Source organism: candidate division WOR-1 bacterium RIFOXYB2_FULL_36_35 (genome assembly GCA_001771505.1).
Taxonomy (GTDB): Bacteria; Margulisbacteria; WOR-1; order XYC2-FULL-46-14; family XYC2-FULL-37-10; genus XYB2-FULL-36-35.
In genome coordinates, this window is record MEUA01000064.1 from 1 (window position 1) to 20,229 (window position 20,229).

15 protein-coding genes are annotated in these 20,229 nt (G+C 36.3%); 7 read left to right on the forward strand and 8 right to left on the reverse strand.

The features are described 5' to 3' along the window. The first annotated feature begins 406 nt into the window (after positions 1–406). The gene (locus A2290_02690; GenBank protein OGC12853.1) at positions 407–1,021 is read left to right on the forward strand and encodes a hypothetical protein; all 615 of its coding nucleotides are present in this window, start codon (positions 407–409) and stop codon (positions 1,019–1,021) included. A gap of 283 nt (positions 1,022–1,304) precedes the next feature. Continuing rightward, complete coding sequence (locus tag A2290_02695) at positions 1,305–2,702, forward strand: hypothetical protein (protein OGC12854.1); 1,398 nt, start codon at positions 1,305–1,307, stop codon at positions 2,700–2,702. Between the two features lie 54 nt (positions 2,703–2,756). On the opposite strand, the gene A2290_02700 is transcribed toward A2290_02695, so the two are convergent. Together A2290_02700 and A2290_02705 are read right to left on the reverse strand one after the other, a co-directional pair. Then, on the reverse strand, positions 2,757–4,052 hold the full coding sequence (locus A2290_02700) for a hypothetical protein (GenBank protein OGC12855.1): 1,296 nt from the start codon (positions 4,050–4,052) through the stop codon (positions 2,757–2,759). 163 nt (positions 4,053–4,215) lie between these two features. Beyond that, a complete protein-coding gene (locus A2290_02705; GenBank protein OGC12856.1) occupies positions 4,216–7,212 on the reverse strand; it encodes a hypothetical protein in 2,997 nt (998 codons plus the stop codon). A gap of 72 nt (positions 7,213–7,284) precedes the next feature. Here A2290_02705 and A2290_02710 point away from each other — a divergent pair, with 72 nt between their 5' ends. The 4 genes from A2290_02710 (at position 7,285) to A2290_02725 (ending at position 12,642) form a co-directional block, all read left to right on the forward strand. Beyond that, positions 7,285–9,381: a primosomal protein N' gene (locus A2290_02710; GenBank protein ID OGC12857.1), complete on the forward strand. Its 2,097-nt coding sequence runs from the start codon at positions 7,285–7,287 to the stop codon at positions 9,379–9,381. An 89-nt stretch (positions 9,382–9,470) separates the two neighbouring features. Beyond that, a complete protein-coding gene (locus A2290_02715) occupies positions 9,471–10,421 on the forward strand; it encodes a hypothetical protein (GenBank protein ID OGC12858.1) in 951 nt (316 codons plus the stop codon). Positions 10,422–10,433: 12 nt separating this feature from the next. Then, the gene (locus A2290_02720) at positions 10,434–11,549 is read left to right on the forward strand and encodes a hypothetical protein (protein ID OGC12859.1); all 1,116 of its coding nucleotides are present in this window, start codon (positions 10,434–10,436) and stop codon (positions 11,547–11,549) included. Positions 11,550–11,625: 76 nt separating this feature from the next. Next, on the forward strand, positions 11,626–12,642 hold the full coding sequence (locus A2290_02725; protein OGC12860.1) for a hypothetical protein: 1,017 nt from the start codon (positions 11,626–11,628) through the stop codon (positions 12,640–12,642). Positions 12,643–12,744: 102 nt separating this feature from the next. On the opposite strand, the gene A2290_02730 is transcribed toward A2290_02725, so the two are convergent. The 3 genes from A2290_02730 to A2290_02740 all read right to left on the reverse strand — a co-directional run bounded on the left by A2290_02730 (position 12,745) and on the right by A2290_02740 (position 15,523). Further along, on the reverse strand, positions 12,745–13,884 hold the full coding sequence (locus A2290_02730; GenBank protein OGC12861.1) for a hypothetical protein: 1,140 nt from the start codon (positions 13,882–13,884) through the stop codon (positions 12,745–12,747). Between the two features lie 147 nt (positions 13,885–14,031). After that, positions 14,032–14,760, reverse strand: a complete 729-nt coding sequence (locus A2290_02735) for a hypothetical protein (protein OGC12862.1) — start codon at positions 14,758–14,760, stop codon at positions 14,032–14,034. Further along, on the reverse strand, positions 14,753–15,523 hold the full coding sequence (locus A2290_02740; protein ID OGC12863.1) for a hypothetical protein: 771 nt from the start codon (positions 15,521–15,523) through the stop codon (positions 14,753–14,755). The genes A2290_02735 and A2290_02740 overlap by 8 nt, the downstream gene beginning before the upstream one ends. Positions 15,524–15,573: 50 nt before the next feature. On the opposite strand from A2290_02740, the gene A2290_02745 reads away from it, so the two are divergent. Next, on the forward strand, positions 15,574–16,155 hold the full coding sequence (locus A2290_02745; GenBank protein ID OGC12864.1) for a hypothetical protein: 582 nt from the start codon (positions 15,574–15,576) through the stop codon (positions 16,153–16,155). On the opposite strand, the gene A2290_02750 is transcribed toward A2290_02745, so the two are convergent. The 3 genes from A2290_02750 to A2290_02760 are packed head-to-tail and all read right to left on the reverse strand — an operon-like array spanning position 16,145 to position 20,217. Then, complete coding sequence (locus tag A2290_02750) at positions 16,145–17,920, reverse strand: hypothetical protein (GenBank protein ID OGC12865.1); 1,776 nt, start codon at positions 17,918–17,920, stop codon at positions 16,145–16,147. The genes A2290_02745 and A2290_02750 overlap by 11 nt on opposite strands. 59 nt (positions 17,921–17,979) lie before the next feature. Beyond that, positions 17,980–18,816 (reverse strand): hypothetical protein, encoded by an 837-nt coding sequence (locus A2290_02755; GenBank protein ID OGC12866.1) that lies wholly within the window; start codon positions 18,814–18,816, stop codon positions 17,980–17,982. Positions 18,817–18,846: 30 nt separating this feature from the next. Beyond that, positions 18,847–20,217, reverse strand: coding sequence for a hypothetical protein (locus A2290_02760; protein OGC12867.1), 1,371 nt, complete (start codon positions 20,215–20,217; stop codon positions 18,847–18,849). Positions 20,218–20,229: the final 12 nt, after the last annotated feature.

The following is a 20,229-nucleotide window of genomic DNA, read 5'->3' on the forward strand; positions in this document are numbered from 1 at the left end:
ACAAATCTGTTAATAGAATCATTTATGCTTTAGTTTATACATTAAACAATGGAGAGGTACCCAACAAATTTACACAACTTTCTTGACATCAGCCATTGTATGGTTTTTCCAAACGTTCCAAATAAGGAATTTTGTTGCTATCCGAAAACTTTTGAACCCGATTATCATCTTTCACGCATATACTACGAAAAAGAGTGAAATTCTACTTTAAAACTCAAGATACTAAAGTATAAGAAAGACAAATGAAGAATGACTAATGAAAAATGACTAGTGAAAAAATGAAAACAAGACTGTTGCAAGCCTAATATTAAAATATGGGAAATCCGTGAAGGGAAATTTCCATAACTTTAGGTTTTACTGTGAATAATGGGATTAACATAGAACCAGACCAAGGAGGAATTTTTTTATGGGAATATCAAGTGAAAGCCATGGAATCAAATTACTGGCTTGGGGCATTAAAAAGTCTCCAAAAATCAAACAATCTGTCAACAGCGCAGCAAAGGTCACCGCATGGGTAATGGCCAATAGTCCCGCAAAATATATAGCCCAAGATTTATTAAAAAGATCTTATAATTCATATGGATGGACAGAAAGGGCTGAAGCATGGAATAAAAGAGGGTCTCTTTTAACCGAAGATATAGAAATGCGCAATAATTGCTGGCAAAGGCATCTTACAATGTACAAAAAGTCATTTGACAAAGCAGTTGACCCTTCCTCTGGAACAGATTTTTTGAGGTTCACTTCTTCAGAAAGAGATTATTTTTATGATCATCTTCTGGAATCTAATCCTCTTAGACATGGCGGTCTCTTTGTTTTTTCATGGTTTGCAACCTTTGCCGCAATAGGCATCATAATAAATAAGCTAGATATACCTTTAGTAAATGATAAAACACTCGTTTTTGGAACAGCGGTACTGCCCGCTTACTATTTTCTTTTAAAACCTACAGTAGATTTTTTTATTACACCAAGAAGTCTGCATTTTAAAATTGAACGCTTTAAAAGCCTGATGCAGACAATATAATTAAACCTCGATTATTTATAGACGAACAGAATTCTAGCAGAGTGTTGAAAATTTTCCCAGGTATGAACCCCGATTTCCTAATCGGGGTGAATAATCGGGATAAAGAAAGCTATGGAATCAGGTTCTTAGCCCATTGTATGCAACCTTATCCTTTAGCCAACAAGGCTGCTAACCATATTATCTAACTCCTCTTTTATAATCCGGCCAAAATCTTTCTTTCTCAGTGCAAGTTTTTCGGTTATCCCTACGACCTATCCTTGTCAGGATAAAGGGAGATGTTTTAATGAAGTTAAATAAAATACAGTTCTTTCTATTTGTAGTGTTAATTTCTTTTTCATTTTTACTCTACGGATGTGGAAAAACAGATACCACAGCTTCTTTAGAAAACTCTCAAAATTTTATATCCAGTGCAACAGAAACGTGCAATATATATAATATATATTATGGAGACATACACTCACACACAGCCTATTCCAATGATGCCTATATCATACAAAAACTTATACTTGGCATAAATCCTATTGGCCCATATGGAGCTATCCAAAATGCAATATCAAACGGATTGGACTTTGTGGCCATAACAGACCATGCGGAACAGCTTGATGTTAAAAATAATCTTTACGGAAGATGTAATAATGAATGGATTGACACGCAACTTCAGGTTAATGCCACAAATGGAGAAAAAATTGTCACCTTTATAGGCTGGGAATACACAAAAACAGCCGCGGTTAAAGATGGTAGCGGGAAATTAGTAGATGTCCCGGGCGCAGGGCATAAATGCGTAATTTTTAAAGATGCTAATGTCCCTCCCTCCCCTTTTGGCGCAACCGATACAAATGGCCCAAATGACTTATGGAATTATCTTAAAGGGTATGATTGCATTACCATTCCGCATCATTCGGCAAGAGGAGAGGCCCCCGAAGCTGGGGCTTCATGGGATGAATATGATATGAGTACGGACTGGAACTATATCCCTGCAAATCCAAGGATACAACCATTGGTTGAAATTTTTTCCGTTCATGGAAGTTCAGATTATTCAGGATGTGAAGATGCTGTTCCGGGCTTTAGAGATGAAAGGTCGGTAGAAAGCGCTCTTATGAAATGGTTTGACACTCAAAATCCGGCCTATAAACTTGGAATCGTCGGATCTACCGATAATCATATATCACAACCCGGCAGCTGTATTGAAGAGATAAAAGACGCAGTCCTTCCACAAGAAGGAGATTATACGGGAGGGCTTATCGCGGTACTTGCAAAAGAAAAAAATAGAGACTCCATCTTTGAAGCTATGAGAGCAAAAAGAACATATGCTACATCAGGTCCAAGGATAAATCTCTTCTTTACTGCAAAAATAAAGGGAGAAGAAAAAGAATATGTAATGGGAGAAACAATCAAACTGGATAAAAAAGGGATTGTTGAACTTACCATTAAAGCAGGTCCCGGAAAAGAAAATAACTCAAAAATAGAGAAAATAGTAATTACAAAAGCTACAAAAAGTGGAGTGGATAGAAACACCGTGATAGAAGGAGATAGAGGAAATATACAATTTACAGTTAATGAGCCAACCTATTTTAGAGTGACCGCTTATCAGTCACCCACAAGGAGATGGGATGCTACAAACGGAACATGGGTCATAACAAATGAAAGGGCGTGGTCATCACCCATTTGGATAGAGTTGTAAAAGATTGAGGCGAGTTGACAAAATACAAAATTTTTGTGACATTGCCATTTTTAATCAAGTTGCAAGTGTATTAAAAAGTTCAAACTTTGTTTTCGTTGTAGGATATACAGGAAATTCTCTCAATATATAATCATTAGCGCCTAATAATAATGGAAGATCCCAAACCTTCACTTCAATCCAATATGGAATAGTAATATTTTTTAAATCTGGCACCGTTTCTGACCTGGAAGGAATGTCAACTGTAACAAGTAAACCGTTAGGATTCTGAGCTCTAAAACGCCAAAATCTTAGATCACAATAATCTCCTTTACCTTCAATCTTTTTAATCGCCCTTCTCAATCTTGGATCAGGAATTTGCCCCGCGTTCAAATACATTTTATTTTCCTCACAATCACGATAGAATTTGCGTTTAGCAACACCAAAACATCGATACGGAACATTCTCTTTTCTCCTTACTTCAAAAGCTCTTGTAAAATTAACTTGTGTACTTCTTCTGATCCCGTCACCATTATCCGATGTCCTCTCTCTAAATCTAAAATGAGGAGCCCATTCATTAAATCTATTAAGAGCAATGCTTTGAACATAACAATCATGGTAATAAAGAGGAAGTTGAAAAGGGAGCGAAAATTCCGAAGCAATTTGATTTAAAACAACTTCTGGATTATATTGACCGCTTCGAGGATCAATCAAATATCTTGATTCAAAATAAGATAGAGATTTAAACCCAAGATTATGTAATTTTCTGGCAAATAGTTTATATTTTAAATCTACGGTTTTAACTTGAAGCCCTATAGCTGTAACAAGGGCGAGAGAAAAAGCGGCTGCTTGATAAAGAGACGCCTCAAAAGGGGTTGTGGGAGGATAGAAATAAGTAGCCCCTCCCATATAAGCAGCTTGAGAAGAATCATGCCATACGATATCCGCAATCAAGGTATCCCAATCTATCCCTCTCTTTATAGTCGCAAGATGCTCTGAAAGTGTCCGTCCTCCTACTTGCGGTGGCGAGTTTCTATATTCTTGTATTATACTGCGAGCTGTTAAAACCGGTTTTTCTGCCAACGGTTGAGCCAAAGCTAAAACAGGGGCCTGAATTTCGGGAGGACAAGCGCCTGAATAAATATAATCCAAAAGAAACTTTGCAACAGCTGTAACTAAAGCTCCAGTTAATCCCCCCAAGGCCTCATTTTTTACAAATTCTCTACCGAAACTTCTCAAGCCGCTTTCATCAATTTTTATAAGGTCTCCAGGCTGATTAAAGTTGACTGGCCGATGCACAACCGGAGGTTGATCAGCAAGGATTACAGCTGAAAGAGTTGTTCTTCTTGGAACGGTTGCAACACTTAAACCCATATTTCATTATCTCCTCTTTTCGCACTCCACTTATATATCTTCGAAAAATCAGGAGATAAATTTCATTAAATAGTAAGCTTAAACCCCTTTGGCTACTAACTGGTCTTCAACATCCGTCTACCACTTTCCTCTTATATTTACAAAAGACTCACTAATACCCAATTTACCGACAAGCGAAATTGCAGATTTCACTATAAGGGCAATAACCGCATTGAATAGCGCCCGGAGTTGCGTGAAAAGAAGAAGAGCGGATGCCATCTTCAACTTTTTTAATTTTATCCCAAATTTTATCTAATTCTTTTAGCTCTTTTTTTGTTGAACCTACGTGCCCGCTATCTAAAAAATGAAGCTGCAAAAGATCCGGTATTTTCCCAAACATCTCCTGCCATGCCATAGAGTAGATCGCAAGTTGCATACTGTTTTTCGCCTTTTTATCAGCGCTCTCCTGATCCTTAACTTCCGTAGATTTAAAATCAACAATTATGAGCCTGTCGTCTGTCGTCTGTTGTCTGTTATCCGTCAAAACCAGATCAAACCTTCCTGCTATTTGAACATTTCCTCGTTTAAATTTAAATTCTTTTTCAACAAACTTAGGGGTAAGAGTTGATTTTTCCGCCTCTTTATAAAACTTTTTCAAAGATTTAATCCCGACCTCAAATCTTCTTTCTTCATGCTCTCTTGATATAAAACCTTCAGAACTCCAGTTATTTTTAAAGGCATCTATCAAATCTTTTTCCACAAATTTTATATTTTTTATCCTGGCAGAAAAATATGATTGCACAGCTTTATGCAAAGCCGATCCATACATAATTGTATGGCTTGGAAGAAGAGGAACATTTAAGATATGAACATACTTGTACTTTAAAGGACATGTCAAATAATCATCTATAAGATAAAAAGAGAGATGTAAAATCTCATCCGGCTTGATCTGTTTAAATGGCGGACATTTTATCTCCTGCGGGGCAAAAAGCTCGATCTGCTCGATAGCGCTCTTTTTAAACGTTTTAAGGTCTGCCTTAGGTAGATCAAGAGCCTCCAGAACAAACGGAGAAACTTTTCTCTCTCTTTTGCCTCCGCAATCAAGTGAAGAAGTAAGAAAAAGCTCTGTTTTGGCTCTTGTCATCGCAACATAAAAAAGGCGCCTCTCTTCCTGAACATGAGCCTCTTTTGAAGGGACATTCTCTTTTATCAATTCACATGGCAATTCAATCGGATCTTTTCTGTCCCTTACGGGAAATCTGTCCACAACCAAAGAGACTAAAAAGACAACAGGGAATTCAAGGCCTTTGGACCTGTGAACGGTTAAAATATTAACAGCATCAACCTCCGTATCAACAGTAGCGACTTCCGGATTTTCCCCAGCCTCCTTCAAGACATTCAAATATCTTACAAACTCAGAAACTCTGTCTATCTCCGCTATTTCTTTAAAGGCTCTTACTTTATCAAAAAATGTTGCCAAGTTTTTAACCTTGTTTTCACTTTCAAGAGACTCGTAAGCCGTTAACTCTTTTAAATATCCCGATCTCTTTAAAAACTTATAAAGAACCTCTCCCGTAGTATGAGTCTTTGCAAAATCAAGATAAAATTCAACATCAACCATTATTTTTTTTATCGTATCAATCGATTCAGACTTCAAGTCGTTTAGCACGAAAAAAGAGGAACCTTCCACCTGCGTTTCATCCATATGAGAATAAACATAATGAAGGGTAAAATTCCGCCGTCTGGCAAAAGTATTAATTTTTTGCATATCATGCGCATCTAATTTATAAATGGAAGAGATAGACAACTCATACAGTGAAACACTATCAGCCAAATCTCCTATAACCCTTAAAAAAGAGATAACCAGTTTTATCTCTGGAAAAACATAAAGGCCTCCCCCTCCTGAAAAAACATAAGGGACATTTAAAAGGTTTAATGCTCCAAGGAATGGCTCAGCGTTAGCCCTTGACCTTATAAGAACGGCAAAATCTTTTAGTCTATATGCTCCCCCTTCCCATTTTTCTTTAATTGTCTTTGCCACAAAGTCGGCCTCTGAAGAAATCTTATCAAAGCTTTTATATTCCGGCTTATAAACACATTTATCATTTTCTGCAATCAGCTTTTTATCAACTTTATTTTTTACTTCCAGCCGTTCCGGATTATTATGTTGAATCAGTCTGTATGATGAATCCAAAATCAGCTGGGTTGACCTGTAGTTTCTTTTTAAAACAATTTGTCTGGCTTTTTTATATGTTTTAGTAAAATTTAAAATATTAGAAACAGCAGCTCCACGGAACTTATAAATACTTTGATCATCGTCTCCAACAACAGTTATATTCTGATTTTTGCAGGCAAGAAGTTTTAATAATTCAAATTGAGAATAATTTGTATCCTGAAATTCGTCAACTAAAATATATTTAAATTCCTTTTGGAATTTTTTTCTGATAACGGGATGTTCACGAAAAAGTTTTAAAACCAAACAAACCTGATCTCCAAAATCTATAAATCCTTTTTTCGCCTTAATTTCCTGATACTTTTTATAAACCAAAGCAACTTCTAGTTGTTTTTCCGCCTCTTTCAAATCACCTTCTGCCTCCGGTAGTCGAGTTTGTAGCCCGTTATCTGTTGTCTCCTGTCTCTTCAAATTTATCTCCGCCCATTGCAAATACTCTTCAGAAGAGATGTCTTCATCCTGGGCCCTGGAAATTACACCCATCAACGCCTCTATATGTCTTACAGGATCGCTAAGAGAGCTGTAATGATTCAAAGGAAATTCATGCCAATGTTCGCGGAATAAAACCATCTGCTCTTCATAGGATAAAACTCTGTAATCCGGCCTAAGTTTTAAATTAATGGCATAATCACGAAGAATTCTATCTCCAAAAGCATGAAATGTGGAAATTTGAACGTCAACATACCCATATGGAACCAACTTGTCAACTCGCTCTTCCATTTCATTGGCAGCCTTATCGGTAAAAGTAAGCGCTAAAATTTCACTTGGCTTCGCTAATTTTGAAGATATAAGATAGGCTATTTTGCGTGTTATGACCGTTGTTTTTCCTGTCCCGGCTCCCGCTATTATTAAAAGCGGTCCCTTAGAATGTTTCACTGCTTCTATCTGTTCATTATTTAAGCCTCGTGCAAGCTCTTCTTCCGTAGCAAAAGTATTTAAAGCTGTCATTACAAAACAATTATATCACTCTTTAATATTTTGCCCCCCGCAAAGTTTCACTAAAATGATACAATTCATTATATGTTTGCAGAAATTGTTCTCGCAAAAGCGCCTCCTAAACTTAATAAAATATACCATTACGAAATTCCCGAAGAGTTAAAAACAATATTATCGATTGGCCATCAGGTTTTAGTTCCCTTTGGCAGCAGTAAAAGGGTTGGGTACGTCATCGGATTTTCACAAACAAGTGAAGTTGAAAAGACAAAGCCGATAATACAAATAATCTCAAAATATCCGGTCTTTACAAAGCACGGGCTTGCCCTTGCAAAATGGATATCAGAATATTATCAATGCTTTTTCCTTTCAGCCTTAAAAGCTTTTCTTCCCCCTACAATAAAGAAAAGAGAGGGGCAGAAGCGGTTTTCTTCCAGTTGGGGCGGTTCTCCCAGTTGGGGCGGTTCGCGAACCGCCCCAACTGGGCAAGATATCCTAATAGGTCAAGGCATCCCAACAATCAACCTCACCCTCCACCAGCAGAAAGCCTTAGACCAAATTCTTTCATCACTAGATAGCCCAGAGGGAGATCAGATTCTTCTTCATGGAATCGCGGGTTCAGGCAAAACAGAAGTTTATTTAAAAGTTGTTGAAGAAGCAATTGCACGAAATAAAGAAGCAATTATATTAGTTCCTGAAATTGGTTTAATATCCCAAATAGTAAAAAAATTCAAAGAAAGTTTCGGACCTATGGTAGCGCTCCTCCATAGCGGGCTAAAAGACAAGGAATATTTTGAAGAATGGGAAAAGATCGCTACGGGAAAATCAAAAATAGTAGTAGGAACCCGCGTCGCGATATTTGCCCCGCTAAAAAGCTTAAAAGTGCTGATACTGGATGAAGAACAAGAATCAACATATAAACAAGAACAACACCCAAAATATGATGCCCGACGTATAGCTGCATATATGTCCCAAAATTTTGGGATTGTTACAATTTTGGGATCAGCAACCCCCTCCATTGAAACTTTTTACAAAACTCAAAAAGGACAAATAAAACTTATAGAAATGCCTGAAAGAATAAATAAAAAGCCTCTCCCTTCAATGGAAATTATAGACATGAAAAATGCAAAGGCGCAAAATTTCGGATCTAAATTATTATCTTTAAAGCTAAGAGAAGCAATAAAAAAGACCTTGGAAAAAGGAGAAAAAGTAATTCTTTTTATAAACAGGAGAGGATTTTTTACTTTTCAAACATGTAGGGAATGCGGGTATACAATTCAATGCCCAAATTGTGCCACATCTCTTATATATCACTTTAAAGAGAATAAATTAGTTTGCAGCCATTGCAACTTCACAACAAACATAAACATTATATGTCCAAAATGCCAGAATTCCTCTCTTGTTTTTTTAGGAATCGGAACTCAAAGAATAGAAGAAGAGGTCGGTGAAGTTTTTCATGATTCCCGTATAATAAGGATCGATAAGGACTCTGTATCAAAAAAAGGATCTCATGAAAAACTTTTTGCAGCATTTACACATGGGAACGCCAATGTTTTAGTTGGAACACAGATGGTCACAAAAGGGCTTGATTTGGCCTCTGTAACTCTTGTAGGAGTAGTTTCAGCCGATTCTATGTTGTATTTGCCAGATTTTAGAGCTTCAGAAAAGACATTTCAACAACTTATGCAAATTGCGGGGCGCACGGGAAGACACAATTTACAGGGAAAAGTTATTATTCAAACATTAAATCCAGACCATTATGCCATAAAATACGCAGCGGCCAATAATTACAAAAGTTTTTATGAAGAAGAAATCAAACAAAGAGAATCTCTATCCTATCCTCCATATACAAGTTTAATAAATATTATTATTCAAGGAAAAGAAGAAAATAAAGTTATAAAAACCTCTGAAGATTTAAAAGAAAATTTGGAAAATAAAATTGTATCTTCACCCCGATTATTCACGGTAAAATCTGACGAAATCTTTGATTGTCAAACCGTAAAAGTCCTTGGACCTACAAAAGCTACAATAGAAAAAATTCGAGGGGACTTTAGATGGCAAATACTTTTAAAAGGAAAAGATATCACAGTTTTACAAGAAGTAGTAAAAGATTCCATAAAAAAAATAATTATCCCTCTGGATATACGCATAAATGTAGACGTAGAACCCATTAATATGTTGTAAGACTGGGAAATGAGTTGCGAGTCGAAACCAAAAAACCAGCTCTAATAATAAAAAATGAAATCAAAGAAAAAAGTTTACGACAATAAAACATGAGCAATTTATCGGTTGTAACTACAAATAGAGTTTTTTCTACGTCTACGCCCACAGAGAAAAAAGAAATTAAATCAACCAAAGATAAAGATGTGGAATCAAGCAATAATTCTGCCGGCTATACAATAACAACTTATTCTCCCAAAGAAGATAGATATCCTGATTACGGCATAATTTTTCTGGGAGGAGCTTGGCATAATGTAGAAAATTATGACGAATATCTTACCTCTATTGCAATTAATGGGACAAAAGTAGTTGCAGTTCCTTATCCTGGGCACAAAGGAGCCCCGCAGGTTTCAGCAAAAGCCTTCAAATCCCTTTCTTTCACTGATTATGTAACAGTATCAGCACAAAATATAAGAATAGTGATGGAATCAGATCCGACACGTCATTGGTTAATAGTCGCACACAGTATGGGAAGTTTAGTCCTTAAGGAAGCCATTAAACATCTTCATTCCACAGACACAACATCTTTTGACAAAATAACAGGCGTAATACTTCAGGCGCCGGCAGGCCCAAGGCTTAGAGTCGGAGGGCCAATGATGGGTTTCTTTATTTCTCAAATTCCAAAGTTGCCATCAGGAGAAGTAATCGCAACAGACAGACAAATTTCTAAGATGTTTTTTAATGGGGCTTCACAACCCGAAGGATTTACGCTGCAACCTGAACCGTTAAAAGTTGTAGCAGGCTGTATTCGCGCAGTCCTGCAATATAAAAAATCTGAAGGTTTTTATGACATCCCTTTATACATATTTGAATCAGACCAAGATCTTGTATCACTAACAGGAACCGGAGGGGACATAGTAACTTTTCGTAACAACAGAAATAAAGATTGCTTTCTCAAAACAGTAAGAGGCAATCACGAATATGCAATAACAAATCCTGAAGAAGCCGCATTGTTTACCGTAAAGGCCTTAGATGTTTTCAAAAAAACAGCTGGTAAACAATGAGGGATAATATTTATGCATAGGGAAATAACATCCAAATATACTAGTCGAGTAATCAGGTTTTATAAAGAGATGCGAGCTTTTCGAGGGAATTTTAATGTTTTCCCAAAAAATACAAGCTCGCCACTTTCGTTTATAATATCTCATACAGATATAAGAAACTCTTTTGTTGCATTAGACCAGCAAGAATCAAGGGTCGTTACCAACCAAGGGATAAGCATACAAGAAAAGCCATTAAGTACTGACCAATCTTTAGCCTTATTCTACACTCCGCTGCCTGATAATGATAAGAATATAGTCCTTCTTATCACTCACGGCATGGGGCACTCTCCTGTCCATTTTCATAAATTAGCAATGATTTTGTCTGAATCAGGGATAACCTGCGTATGCCATTCTTTACCGGGTCATCATGGATCAAAAAGTTTAACCAGAAAAGAATTTACAAGGTTTGGGATCGAAGATTACTCTTTAAATAACGGTCAAAAATTAATTGAGGTTGCGAATTTATATAAAAATAAAGCTCTTTTTGCCTTTGGCCACAGCATGGGAGGGTGTACCTCTTTAAGAGGGATAACACAACTACAAGAAGCTGTCCCTGACAATCTAACTGGGATAATATTATTAAGCGCAACCTTAAATAGTGAAGCTCCGTTGAGACTTACACCCCCTGTTGTAAGGTGTTTTGGAACAAATATTGGTAAACTTGTTACACATCACCCTTTCGGATATTCTAAAAAAGGGGCTTTTTCTGCTTTCTTTAACAAAAGCTTTTATGATGATTTCACTAAAGAAGATTTTGACAGTTTTTGTGAAAGTTATCAAAAAGAATCTTTTAGTACAGGACTTGAACTTTTAAGATCAGTTACCCTTTTTAAATTAATGCCTTTTATAGCTTTTAATTTTGATGTAAATACTCACGCTCTTCCCGTTCTCAACATGGTGGCCGGAAGAGATCGTTTAGTCCACCAAAAATCAGGAAAAGAAATCAGTAATCTCCTTCAAAAATTAGGATCACAAGTTACAAATACAACTATTTCAAACGCACCACACGACAGCATGCTCACACATACAAGAGAAACAGCTCTTTATATTCTAGACTGGCTAAAAAGACTTAACCCCGATTATGCTTAATCGGGGCTAAGTCTTAGATAGTGCCTTAAGGGTCTATGTTCCACTTGTCGTAAAGAACAATAAAGGAGAATAAAAAATGAATCTCATATCGAAATCAACACTGAGAAGAAACAACAGAATAACATTAGAAAGCTTTTTAAATGGCATAAAATTACCAAGAGGAGTTAATAGGGTATATCAAAGATTTAACAACATAAAAGGGGTACGTTACTTGCCTACAAGGGAAACAAGCAATCTTATTGAAGTTACTGTAAACGGTATGGGACAATCAGCTCCTTTCTTTGCTCCATATGCAGCCCTAACAGCTGAAAAAGGAATAGAGACAATCTGCCTAACATTGCCAGGGCACTTTGGAGATGAAAATATATCTTCTTTAAATTTTTTCTCACAACTTACAATAGAAGATTATGCCGAATATGTAAAGAGAGCTCTTATTGAAATAGCAAGTCAAAATCCAGAAAAAAAACTAATTGTTAACGGACATAGCATGGGAGGACAAATCGTTTTATCCGCAATAACAAGCCTAAAAGAAGACGAAAACGAATCTGAAACTTATAAAAAGATAGCTGGGCTAATAATATCAAGCGGGGCGGGGACATCTTTTGCCCGTATAAGACATACAATAGCGATGGTTTTGTCTGTCGCTGCGGGACTTCCATCATATTTAGCAAGTTTGGGCAAAACATTTAAAATTCCAAATTTTGTCGCAAGATGGAGTTTCTTTGCGGGGATAAACATCAAACAATTCACAGATATTGCAAGGGTTTTTGATTTATACAAGGCAGAACCAGGAAGGGTTTTTATGCAATTATTAAGGGCTTCTTTCCCTTCTATTCTTGGAGAAATAGCATACAAGCCCGATCTCGACATCGGAAATATCCCTGTTTTAAACGTTTATGCCATAATAGATCCATTGGTCAGCGCCAAAACTGGGTTGGGATTGTCAACTCTTCTTACAAGAAAAGGAGCTACGGTAACAACGTTAGGTCTCATGACGAGAAATCATAATTATATAACTGTACCAGAAGAAGCAATAGAATTAGTTGATGAAAAAATTAATTGGTTAAAAACGATGCCAAATATTTTCTCATAAGCCTTGAGTTTCATCCCCCGTCACTTACACAACCTCCGTAGATATGTATATCTAACATTCCATGACTATTCAGAGTCAAAGCAATAGTTTCCATCCTAAGACTTACGGATTCTTGTCAAACCAGCTTGAACCGTTATGAAAAAAATATACTGGAATCCTTTTTTGGTCATTCGGGGCTTCTCTTTTCTGGTTGCAAGTCAATATGGGTTGCAATACCCCTGCATTAAAAGCAGCCGTTAAAACAGTAGCATCAACAGAAGGAAAATTATTTGCAAATTCTGATATAAAATATTTTATTTCTCTTTCTTTTAATTGCTCACTCTTAAATTCTCTGCTACTAAACAAAAACGAAAGAGCTAGCGGAACCCCAAAAAAGATAATTTTTTCAGCCTCCGTATTTATTCTCAGGGGGGCAGGGAAAACACGAATCAGAGAAGAAATAACTCCTGCCATAAAATCTGCCTGACTACAAACATTGTTAGCAACTATACCCGCGTCAGCCTCTCTAAAAATCTGTGTTTCATTAAAATGGCGCAATGCAACCCTACCGCTGCTAGACATTAAATCATACAGTAATAAATCGTGATTTGCTACAGAGCCAGTAAACCAATCTTCTTGTCGGCCCAAACAATTAACTTCTGCCGCGGTAAGATGAGAATATATTCTTGCAATTATATAGCCGGCTACTTTGCCCTTATCAAAATCAGAATTAACTCTAAGGTTGGCTAGCAGGTAAAAAGCCTGTTCTTCACTATTAAAGATTTCTCCTGCCCTCGGACTGCCAAAAGCAATTGCTTTCTTTTCTGCTTGCGCAAGACCAAAAACAAAAGAAGCAAGTTTAACAGCATCATCTTCACTTATGACAGATTGCTGCATTATATCTGAAAACCCGACAGCAATAGAAGCGGTAAGAATATTTATTGGAATATAATAATTACCAGGCTTATATCTCTTGAAGCAATTGGAAAGACCAAAAACCAGTTCAGGAAGAGGAACATTCCCTAATTCATATTTTCTTCTTATTCCAACTGGGTCTCTTCTAAAAGATGATATAAAACCACCTATTTTCCCGCCAATCTCAATCTGAACAACCCCATATTCAAGGCCTCCATTAAATGAATGATAAGATGAACAAGATTTTCCCTCACTGATTCTATCAAAAATCTTCTGATAAGAAGGGAGACCTACAGATGTAACTGTGTTTCTATTATTTTTTCGCGGAATTTCTGCTATGTTTCTCAATATAATCAACTCCCTTATTTTTTTTAAAACTCACAAGCCTTATTTTCTTAGCTTATCCATTCTCATAATAAAAATAAAAAAATTTCAGGCAATCTTTAATTTAAATTCAATTTAAATCTTTAACCTTTTACGACATTACAATAAAAATCAGCCCAGGCTAGATTGAACCAGTTTTTTGGTATAAGAATCATTCGGACTTGCTAAAACAGTTGCAACATCCCCTTCTTCAACTATTTTACCTTTTTTCATAACTATTACCCTCTCACAAATATATTTTATAACCGCTAAATCATGAGCTATAAAAAGATATGTTAAGCCCAATTTATCTTTCAATCTCTTAAGCAAATCTAAAACTTGTACTTGGATGCTTAGGTCTAAAGAAGAGACAGGCTCATCCAAAACTAAAAGCTTTGGATTCACTGATAATGCGCGCGCGATACCTACTCTCTGCCGCTCCCCTCCCGATAATTCATGCGGATATCGATCATAAAAATCTTTGGGGAGCCCAACTAAAGATAGAAGTTCTAGCGCTCTTTGTTTAATCTCCGGCCCAGATAAAACTTTATGAATAAAAACAGGTTCTCCTATCGCTTCTCCAACTTTAATTTTAGGGTTAAGTGATGTATAAGGATCCTGAAAAACCATCTGGAATTCTTTTTTTATATCACGACAAGAATAATCAACTGATTTACCATTATAAAAAATATCGCCGGAATCTTTGGCAATGAGCCCCAAAATAATTCTTGCTAAAGTAGACTTTCCCGCCCCAGATTCTCCGAGCAACCCCAAACTCTCTCTTCTTTTCATTCCAAAAGAGATCCCTTTTAAAACTTCTAAATCCCCAAAATTCTTACTAATATTTTTTATTTCAAGCATAAAGTAAATTCATGCACTCAACAAGCCTTTTGGTATAGGTATCTTTCGGTTCATCAAAAATATTCTGTCCCTCTTCAACAATTTTCCCTTTTCGCATTACAACAAACCGATCACATATTTTTCGAGCTATTTTAAAATTATGCGTTATAAAGATCATACCAAACCCGAGTTTTTGCTTAAGTCCTTTTATAAGCTTTAGGATTTCCGATTGGATTGTAACATCAAGAGCTGTAGTCGGTTCATCCGCTACTAAAAACTCCGGCTGACAGGAAAGAGCTATTGCAATCATAACTCTCTGGCGCATCCCTCCCGAAAACTGATGAGGATAATTTTTTATCCTTTTAGGATCAATTTGAACCATTTCAATAATTTCTTTTGACTTTTCCCATGAATCATTCTTGGATAATCCCTGATGAAGAGAGATTGTTTCAGCTATTTGTTCTCCTATTGTAAATACAGGATTAAGCGAAGAAAACGGATTTTGAAATATCATAGATATTTTAGCTCCGCGAATGTCTATCATCTCTTTTTCTGACAATTTTAAAATGTCTCGCCCATCAAGCTCAACACCACCTGAAACTATCTTGCCCGGATTTGAAATAAGCCGCAAAATAGAAAGGCCAACAGTCGATTTCCCTGATCCAGACTCACCTAAAAGACCAAGTGTTTCTCCCTTCTTAACACAAAAAGAAATATCATCTACAGCTTTGATAACAGAATTTTCTTTATAAAAACAAGTTGAGAGGTTTTTTATTTGCAGCATTAACTTAAAGGTTACCAGAAAACCGGAATTTTTGCTATAATAAAGAAGAAATGTCTGATTTTGTGGGATATACCAAGAGGCCTGAACCAAAATGGCCCTATTTTGTACTATTTGCAACAGTAATAATAGTCTTACTTCTTGCCTTTTCAATAAATTCCGACACAAAAAAAAAACAATCCCAAACAAAGTCCACAACAACAATAGACAAGACAAAAGAACTGGCACAAACACAAGAAAAGAAAAAAGAAGAAACAAATATAATTGCTCCACAACAAAATCATATGCAAAAAATAAAAGATGAAATAAAAGTTAAAGAAATCTCTTTTACTAACAAAATAAACAACTATCATATGCCAACAGACAACATTTCTTCTGTATCAAAAACAAAAGACGGAATGCTTTACTGTTATACAAAAATAAATTCTCCTGTAGTTCCAACAACAATAAGGCATGTTTGGATAAACCCAAACAAAGAGGTACATGCTGACATAAAACTTACATTAATCAAACAATCGGGAAACATTTGGAGCTATATAGGAACGGGAGAAAAACAAACAGGCAAATGGAAAGTATTAGTCAAAGATGTAAATGGAAATGTTTTAGCTGAAGAAGATATCTTAATTAAGGATTAAACCACGTAAAATCTTTTATTCTGTCCTTTATGAAGGAAACTTTAGAAAGCATAAAAAGAGCTTCTCCTTTCGTAAAAGGCTCTTTTGGATGAAAATCCCCTCTAGGGAAACAATCTAAAAAGCCTTCTTTTTTTGCAGCATACACATAGGAAGCCAACCAAGAAGATGTAGGAACATCCTGAAAAATATAATCAGGAGAAGGGCTAAGAGAAAGTTTTGCAAATTTAACAATGGCGGCAACCCCATCTCCTCTAGTCACAATGCTTTCGGGCTCAAAAGAGTTATCTTTATAAAAAGTAAGCCATCCCTGCTTTGTTGCTTCATTTACATATTTTAAAGTTTCAGGATCATTATTATTAAAATCCTGACTATAAGAGAGAGACTCTATGGAAGAAGTATTATCTTCCGAAAGAAGGGCAAAAATCTTCGCAAGATCAAGACGAGTTATCGGATCAAACGGGTCAAACTGTTGATCAAAATAACAGCTTAATGCCCCCAATGTCGCAAGAGTTTCTATCGATTCCTTTGCAAAATAGGCGGGGTCTATGTCTTTCAGGGAAATTTTTCTTAAAATATTTACGCTTTTTTGTTCAAGAATATTTTCTTCTTTATCATAAGCAGTAATAAAAATTTCATTTTTACCTGTTTTTAAAACGACGTTAACAGAATAAATCTTGTAAGGCGGGACTTTAACTTCTTCCGATTGAACAACTAATTTTGCAACATTGCTTCCAAAATGCCTAACTTCTAAAAAAACCACTCCTTCATCAGTAGTTAAATAATTTTTAGGGGATAATATTTCTATATATTTTTTGTGTGTATTATCAACTTCATCCTGGCTGTAAGAAAACGAAAAATAATGAGTAGTGTCATCTCCGCTTTGAAAATAAGGGTGATAAGCGTAATCAAAAATAAATTTACTGACATTTATTCCAATTCCAAGTGTCGGATTGCCAATTACCTCCCCGGCATTATTTGTCTGGTCAAGACCTCCTCTTATTCGCAAAAAAGGAAACGCGCTCCATTCTCCCCCAAAGTGCATTTTTGCGGGATAATTCCGTTGAACATTCATTTCATAATCAAACCCTAAAAGAAAATTATTCCAAAAATAATTAGAAGCAAGTCCCATTCTTACTATCATGGGAATCCCCTGAGTATCACCATTTGGCCAATAAACATTCCCTCCAAAACTAGATGGTAAAAAATCCTGAAAAATCAGTCCAAAATTAGTTTTGATCTTTGTTAGCAAAACAAGAAAACTCAAGTCCAAGTCAAATCCTGATCCAGCATAATTTTGAGATCCTGAAAATCCCTGATCAAAATATTTCAGTCTTAATCCCGTATAAAACGGAAAGGGAAAGAGACTCAACTTACTCCCATATGATAAAGCCCAAACGTTATTTCTATAATCAAAATAATTAAACCCTGACTGTGTCGGTGTAATAATTTGGCTAATACTCGAACTTGCAATGCCAAAACCAACAGCTCCCTCAAGCCGTTTTAACTTTACAGGGAAATTAATCGCGCCCAAAAGATAATTAACATCTCCAAGCAAAGAAGTACTCATTGATGATATATTTAAGCCTTGAGTTGCCATCCCTGCGGAATTATTAAAAACATTGTTTGTTCCATCAGCAACCCCCACATATACTCCCCCCATCCCCATAGCCCTTCCCCCAATGCTTATTTTAAGAGGGTCTTCAGTAAATCCAATATCTTCCGCAAAAGAAACTTGGGTTAAAAAAGACAACCCAAAAATCAGCATAAATAATGCCAATCCCCAACATCTAATATCTAATTTCAATTTTCTAATTTCTAAGTCCCCTACCTTCTTATAACTGCTATCTTCCCTCTTGCAAGAGTTTTATTTGCTGATAAATCTATTACATGAACAAGAAAAACACCGTTAGAAGCAAGTTCTCCAAAGGCGGTAATTCCGTCCCAAACAATATTATTGTCGCCAGATCTTCCGCCGTTTACTCCCGAAGAATAGTTTCTTTTCCAAAGCGCGTCTCCTGTACTACTAAAAATGACAACAGTTACATTTATATCTTTATCAAGTTTATACATTATATTTGTAGTTTCTCTGGCAGGATCAAAAGGATTTGGAGAATTTATTATCGTAGAGCTTCCGTAAGAATAACTTTTCACCTCAAAAGCATTAGAAAGAGAGCCTGAAGTAACCTCATCACTAACAAAAATGTCCCAAAAACCGGACACGGCTCCTGCTATATTAAAATCACATTCAACCTCGCTTGAATAATTAACAACAATATTTTCTCCCTGAATATCTTTTTCAGTAGATTTAAAAAGTTTAACTTGGGGATCTCCTGAAAAGATCTCTCCTTTTATGGTTACGTGTATTGGAGCTATATTATAGCCGCTATTAGGTTCAATACTTTTTATAAACTGGGAAACCGAAGAATCCCATATTACTCCTAAAAATTCGGGCTGCATAGAATATCCTTGCCCTGACAAAGCTCCAACATTAAAACGTTCCTGGGTAAACTTTAGTTGATATCGATCAGAAGTAACCATCCCCCCTGAAGAAGATAATCCTCCATCAAGAGAAAACTGACCATTGGAAACAAAATCAGCAAAAGAAAGGGATGCAAAAAAGAAACATAATGATATAAATAATATAATATATATTTTTTTCATAAATTTATTTTTAATAAAACTCTTAGTCTATCATGGCTTTTTTATGGCGGAAATATCTTCTTTTAATTTTAAAAGCTCATTCTTTAATGTTTCGATTTCCTTATTCTGATTTTCAATTTTATTTTGTTGTTCTTTTATAGCTTCGATTAAAACGGCAGGAAGTTTGGAATAATTTATTCCCATATAACCGTCTGTCCTGTTCGTAAAAACAACTTCAGGAATTATTTTCTCCACATCCTGAGCAATAAGACCTATATCTTTGGGATCATTCGGAGACTCCTTCCAGTTAAAAGAATATCCTTGAAGTTTTAAAACTTTATCCAGGCTATTTTCCAGAGGTTTTAAATTAGTTTTCTTTCTAAGATCAGAAGTTGCAGTCGTCAATGTTCCATCAGCCATTATGTTTAAGTCGCTACCATATGTTCCACTACCTACAGCTCTAAACCTTCCATTTCCATTTACATCCAATCTTACAGTAGGCTCTGTAGTTCCAATTCCAACAACGCCATTGACCGACTCACCGCTTACATATAGTATGGGAAGCGTGCCTCCAAAGCCAACCATCATTGAATTTGCCTTACTATTGGTCAACAAATGATCCGCATCAACACCATACCCCAATACCATAGTTTTAATAGCTCCCGTCGATAGATAAGTACCAATTACTGTTGAATTATTATTTCCAGCCACTGAAGAAGAACCTAATGCTATAGAATAATTTCCACTTGCAAAAATTGTATCACCCAAAGCCACAGCACTAGATCCAGTAGCTTGAGCTGTATTTCCCATTGCAATAGAATAGGCCCCCCCAGCAATAACACTTCCTCCAAAACCGAAAGCATGGCTACCATAAGATGCAACACTTGATCCAAATGCAAAGGAGTTTGTCCCGATACCGCTCAATAACCATTCATCTCCTGTTGAACTTCCTACTACCAATGCAGCCTTTGAAGGAACATACGCAAAAATATTAGCAAGATTAGAAGGTGCACTTAAGGTCTCTTCAGCAATATCATCTGTACTCCCAAAAGACAAAAGAGCCCCATTATTTATTTGTAGTCTTTTTGCCTCTATCGTTCCCGTTGTATTGATGCTCACTTCGTTTGTTATCTGCGCTGTTCCTACTGCTCCTGCTACTATTTTCGCAGTTGTTACTGCTCCATCTGCCAGCTTAAAACTTGTTACCGCATTTGCCGCTAAATGAGGGGTATCCACAGAAGTAAATGCTATTGCATCAGCAGTTACTGCTCCTGTTCCTATCTTCCCTTCTGTTATCGCTCCTGGTATTATAGTTAATACTCCATTATTCGCTAATGCCGCATCTCCTCCCATAAATACAGCGGCCGCATTCCCAGAGCCATCTCCTACAAATATCTTCCCGTTCGCCAAACTCGGTGACATTGCTCCTATATC

Coding starts and splice junctions, on each gene's coding strand:
- A2290_02725 (OGC12860.1), top strand. CDS start 11,626: ATGAATCTCATATCGAAATCAACACTGAGAAGAAACAACAGAATAACA.
- A2290_02735 (OGC12862.1), bottom strand. CDS start 14,760: ATGCTTGAAATAAAAAATATTAGTAAGAATTTTGGGGATTTAGAAGTT.
- A2290_02720 (OGC12859.1), top strand. CDS start 10,434: ATGCATAGGGAAATAACATCCAAATATACTAGTCGAGTAATCAGGTTT.
- A2290_02740 (OGC12863.1), bottom strand. CDS start 15,523: ATGCTGCAAATAAAAAACCTCTCAACTTGTTTTTATAAAGAAAATTCT.
- A2290_02745 (OGC12864.1), top strand. CDS start 15,574: ATGTCTGATTTTGTGGGATATACCAAGAGGCCTGAACCAAAATGGCCC.
- A2290_02705 (OGC12856.1), bottom strand. CDS start 7,212: ATGACAGCTTTAAATACTTTTGCTACGGAAGAAGAGCTTGCACGAGGC.
- A2290_02760 (OGC12867.1), bottom strand. CDS start 20,217: ATGTCACCGAGTTTGGCGAACGGGAAGATATTTGTAGGAGATGGCTCT.
- A2290_02715 (OGC12858.1), top strand. CDS start 9,471: ATGAGCAATTTATCGGTTGTAACTACAAATAGAGTTTTTTCTACGTCT.
- A2290_02695 (OGC12854.1), top strand. CDS start 1,305: ATGAAGTTAAATAAAATACAGTTCTTTCTATTTGTAGTGTTAATTTCT.
- A2290_02710 (OGC12857.1), top strand. CDS start 7,285: ATGTTTGCAGAAATTGTTCTCGCAAAAGCGCCTCCTAAACTTAATAAA.
- A2290_02750 (OGC12865.1), bottom strand. CDS start 17,920: ATGCTGATTTTTGGGTTGTCTTTTTTAACCCAAGTTTCTTTTGCGGAA.
- A2290_02700 (OGC12855.1), bottom strand. CDS start 4,052: ATGGGTTTAAGTGTTGCAACCGTTCCAAGAAGAACAACTCTTTCAGCT.
- A2290_02690 (OGC12853.1), top strand. CDS start 407: ATGGGAATATCAAGTGAAAGCCATGGAATCAAATTACTGGCTTGGGGC.
- A2290_02755 (OGC12866.1), bottom strand. CDS start 18,816: ATGAAAAAAATATATATTATATTATTTATATCATTATGTTTCTTTTTT.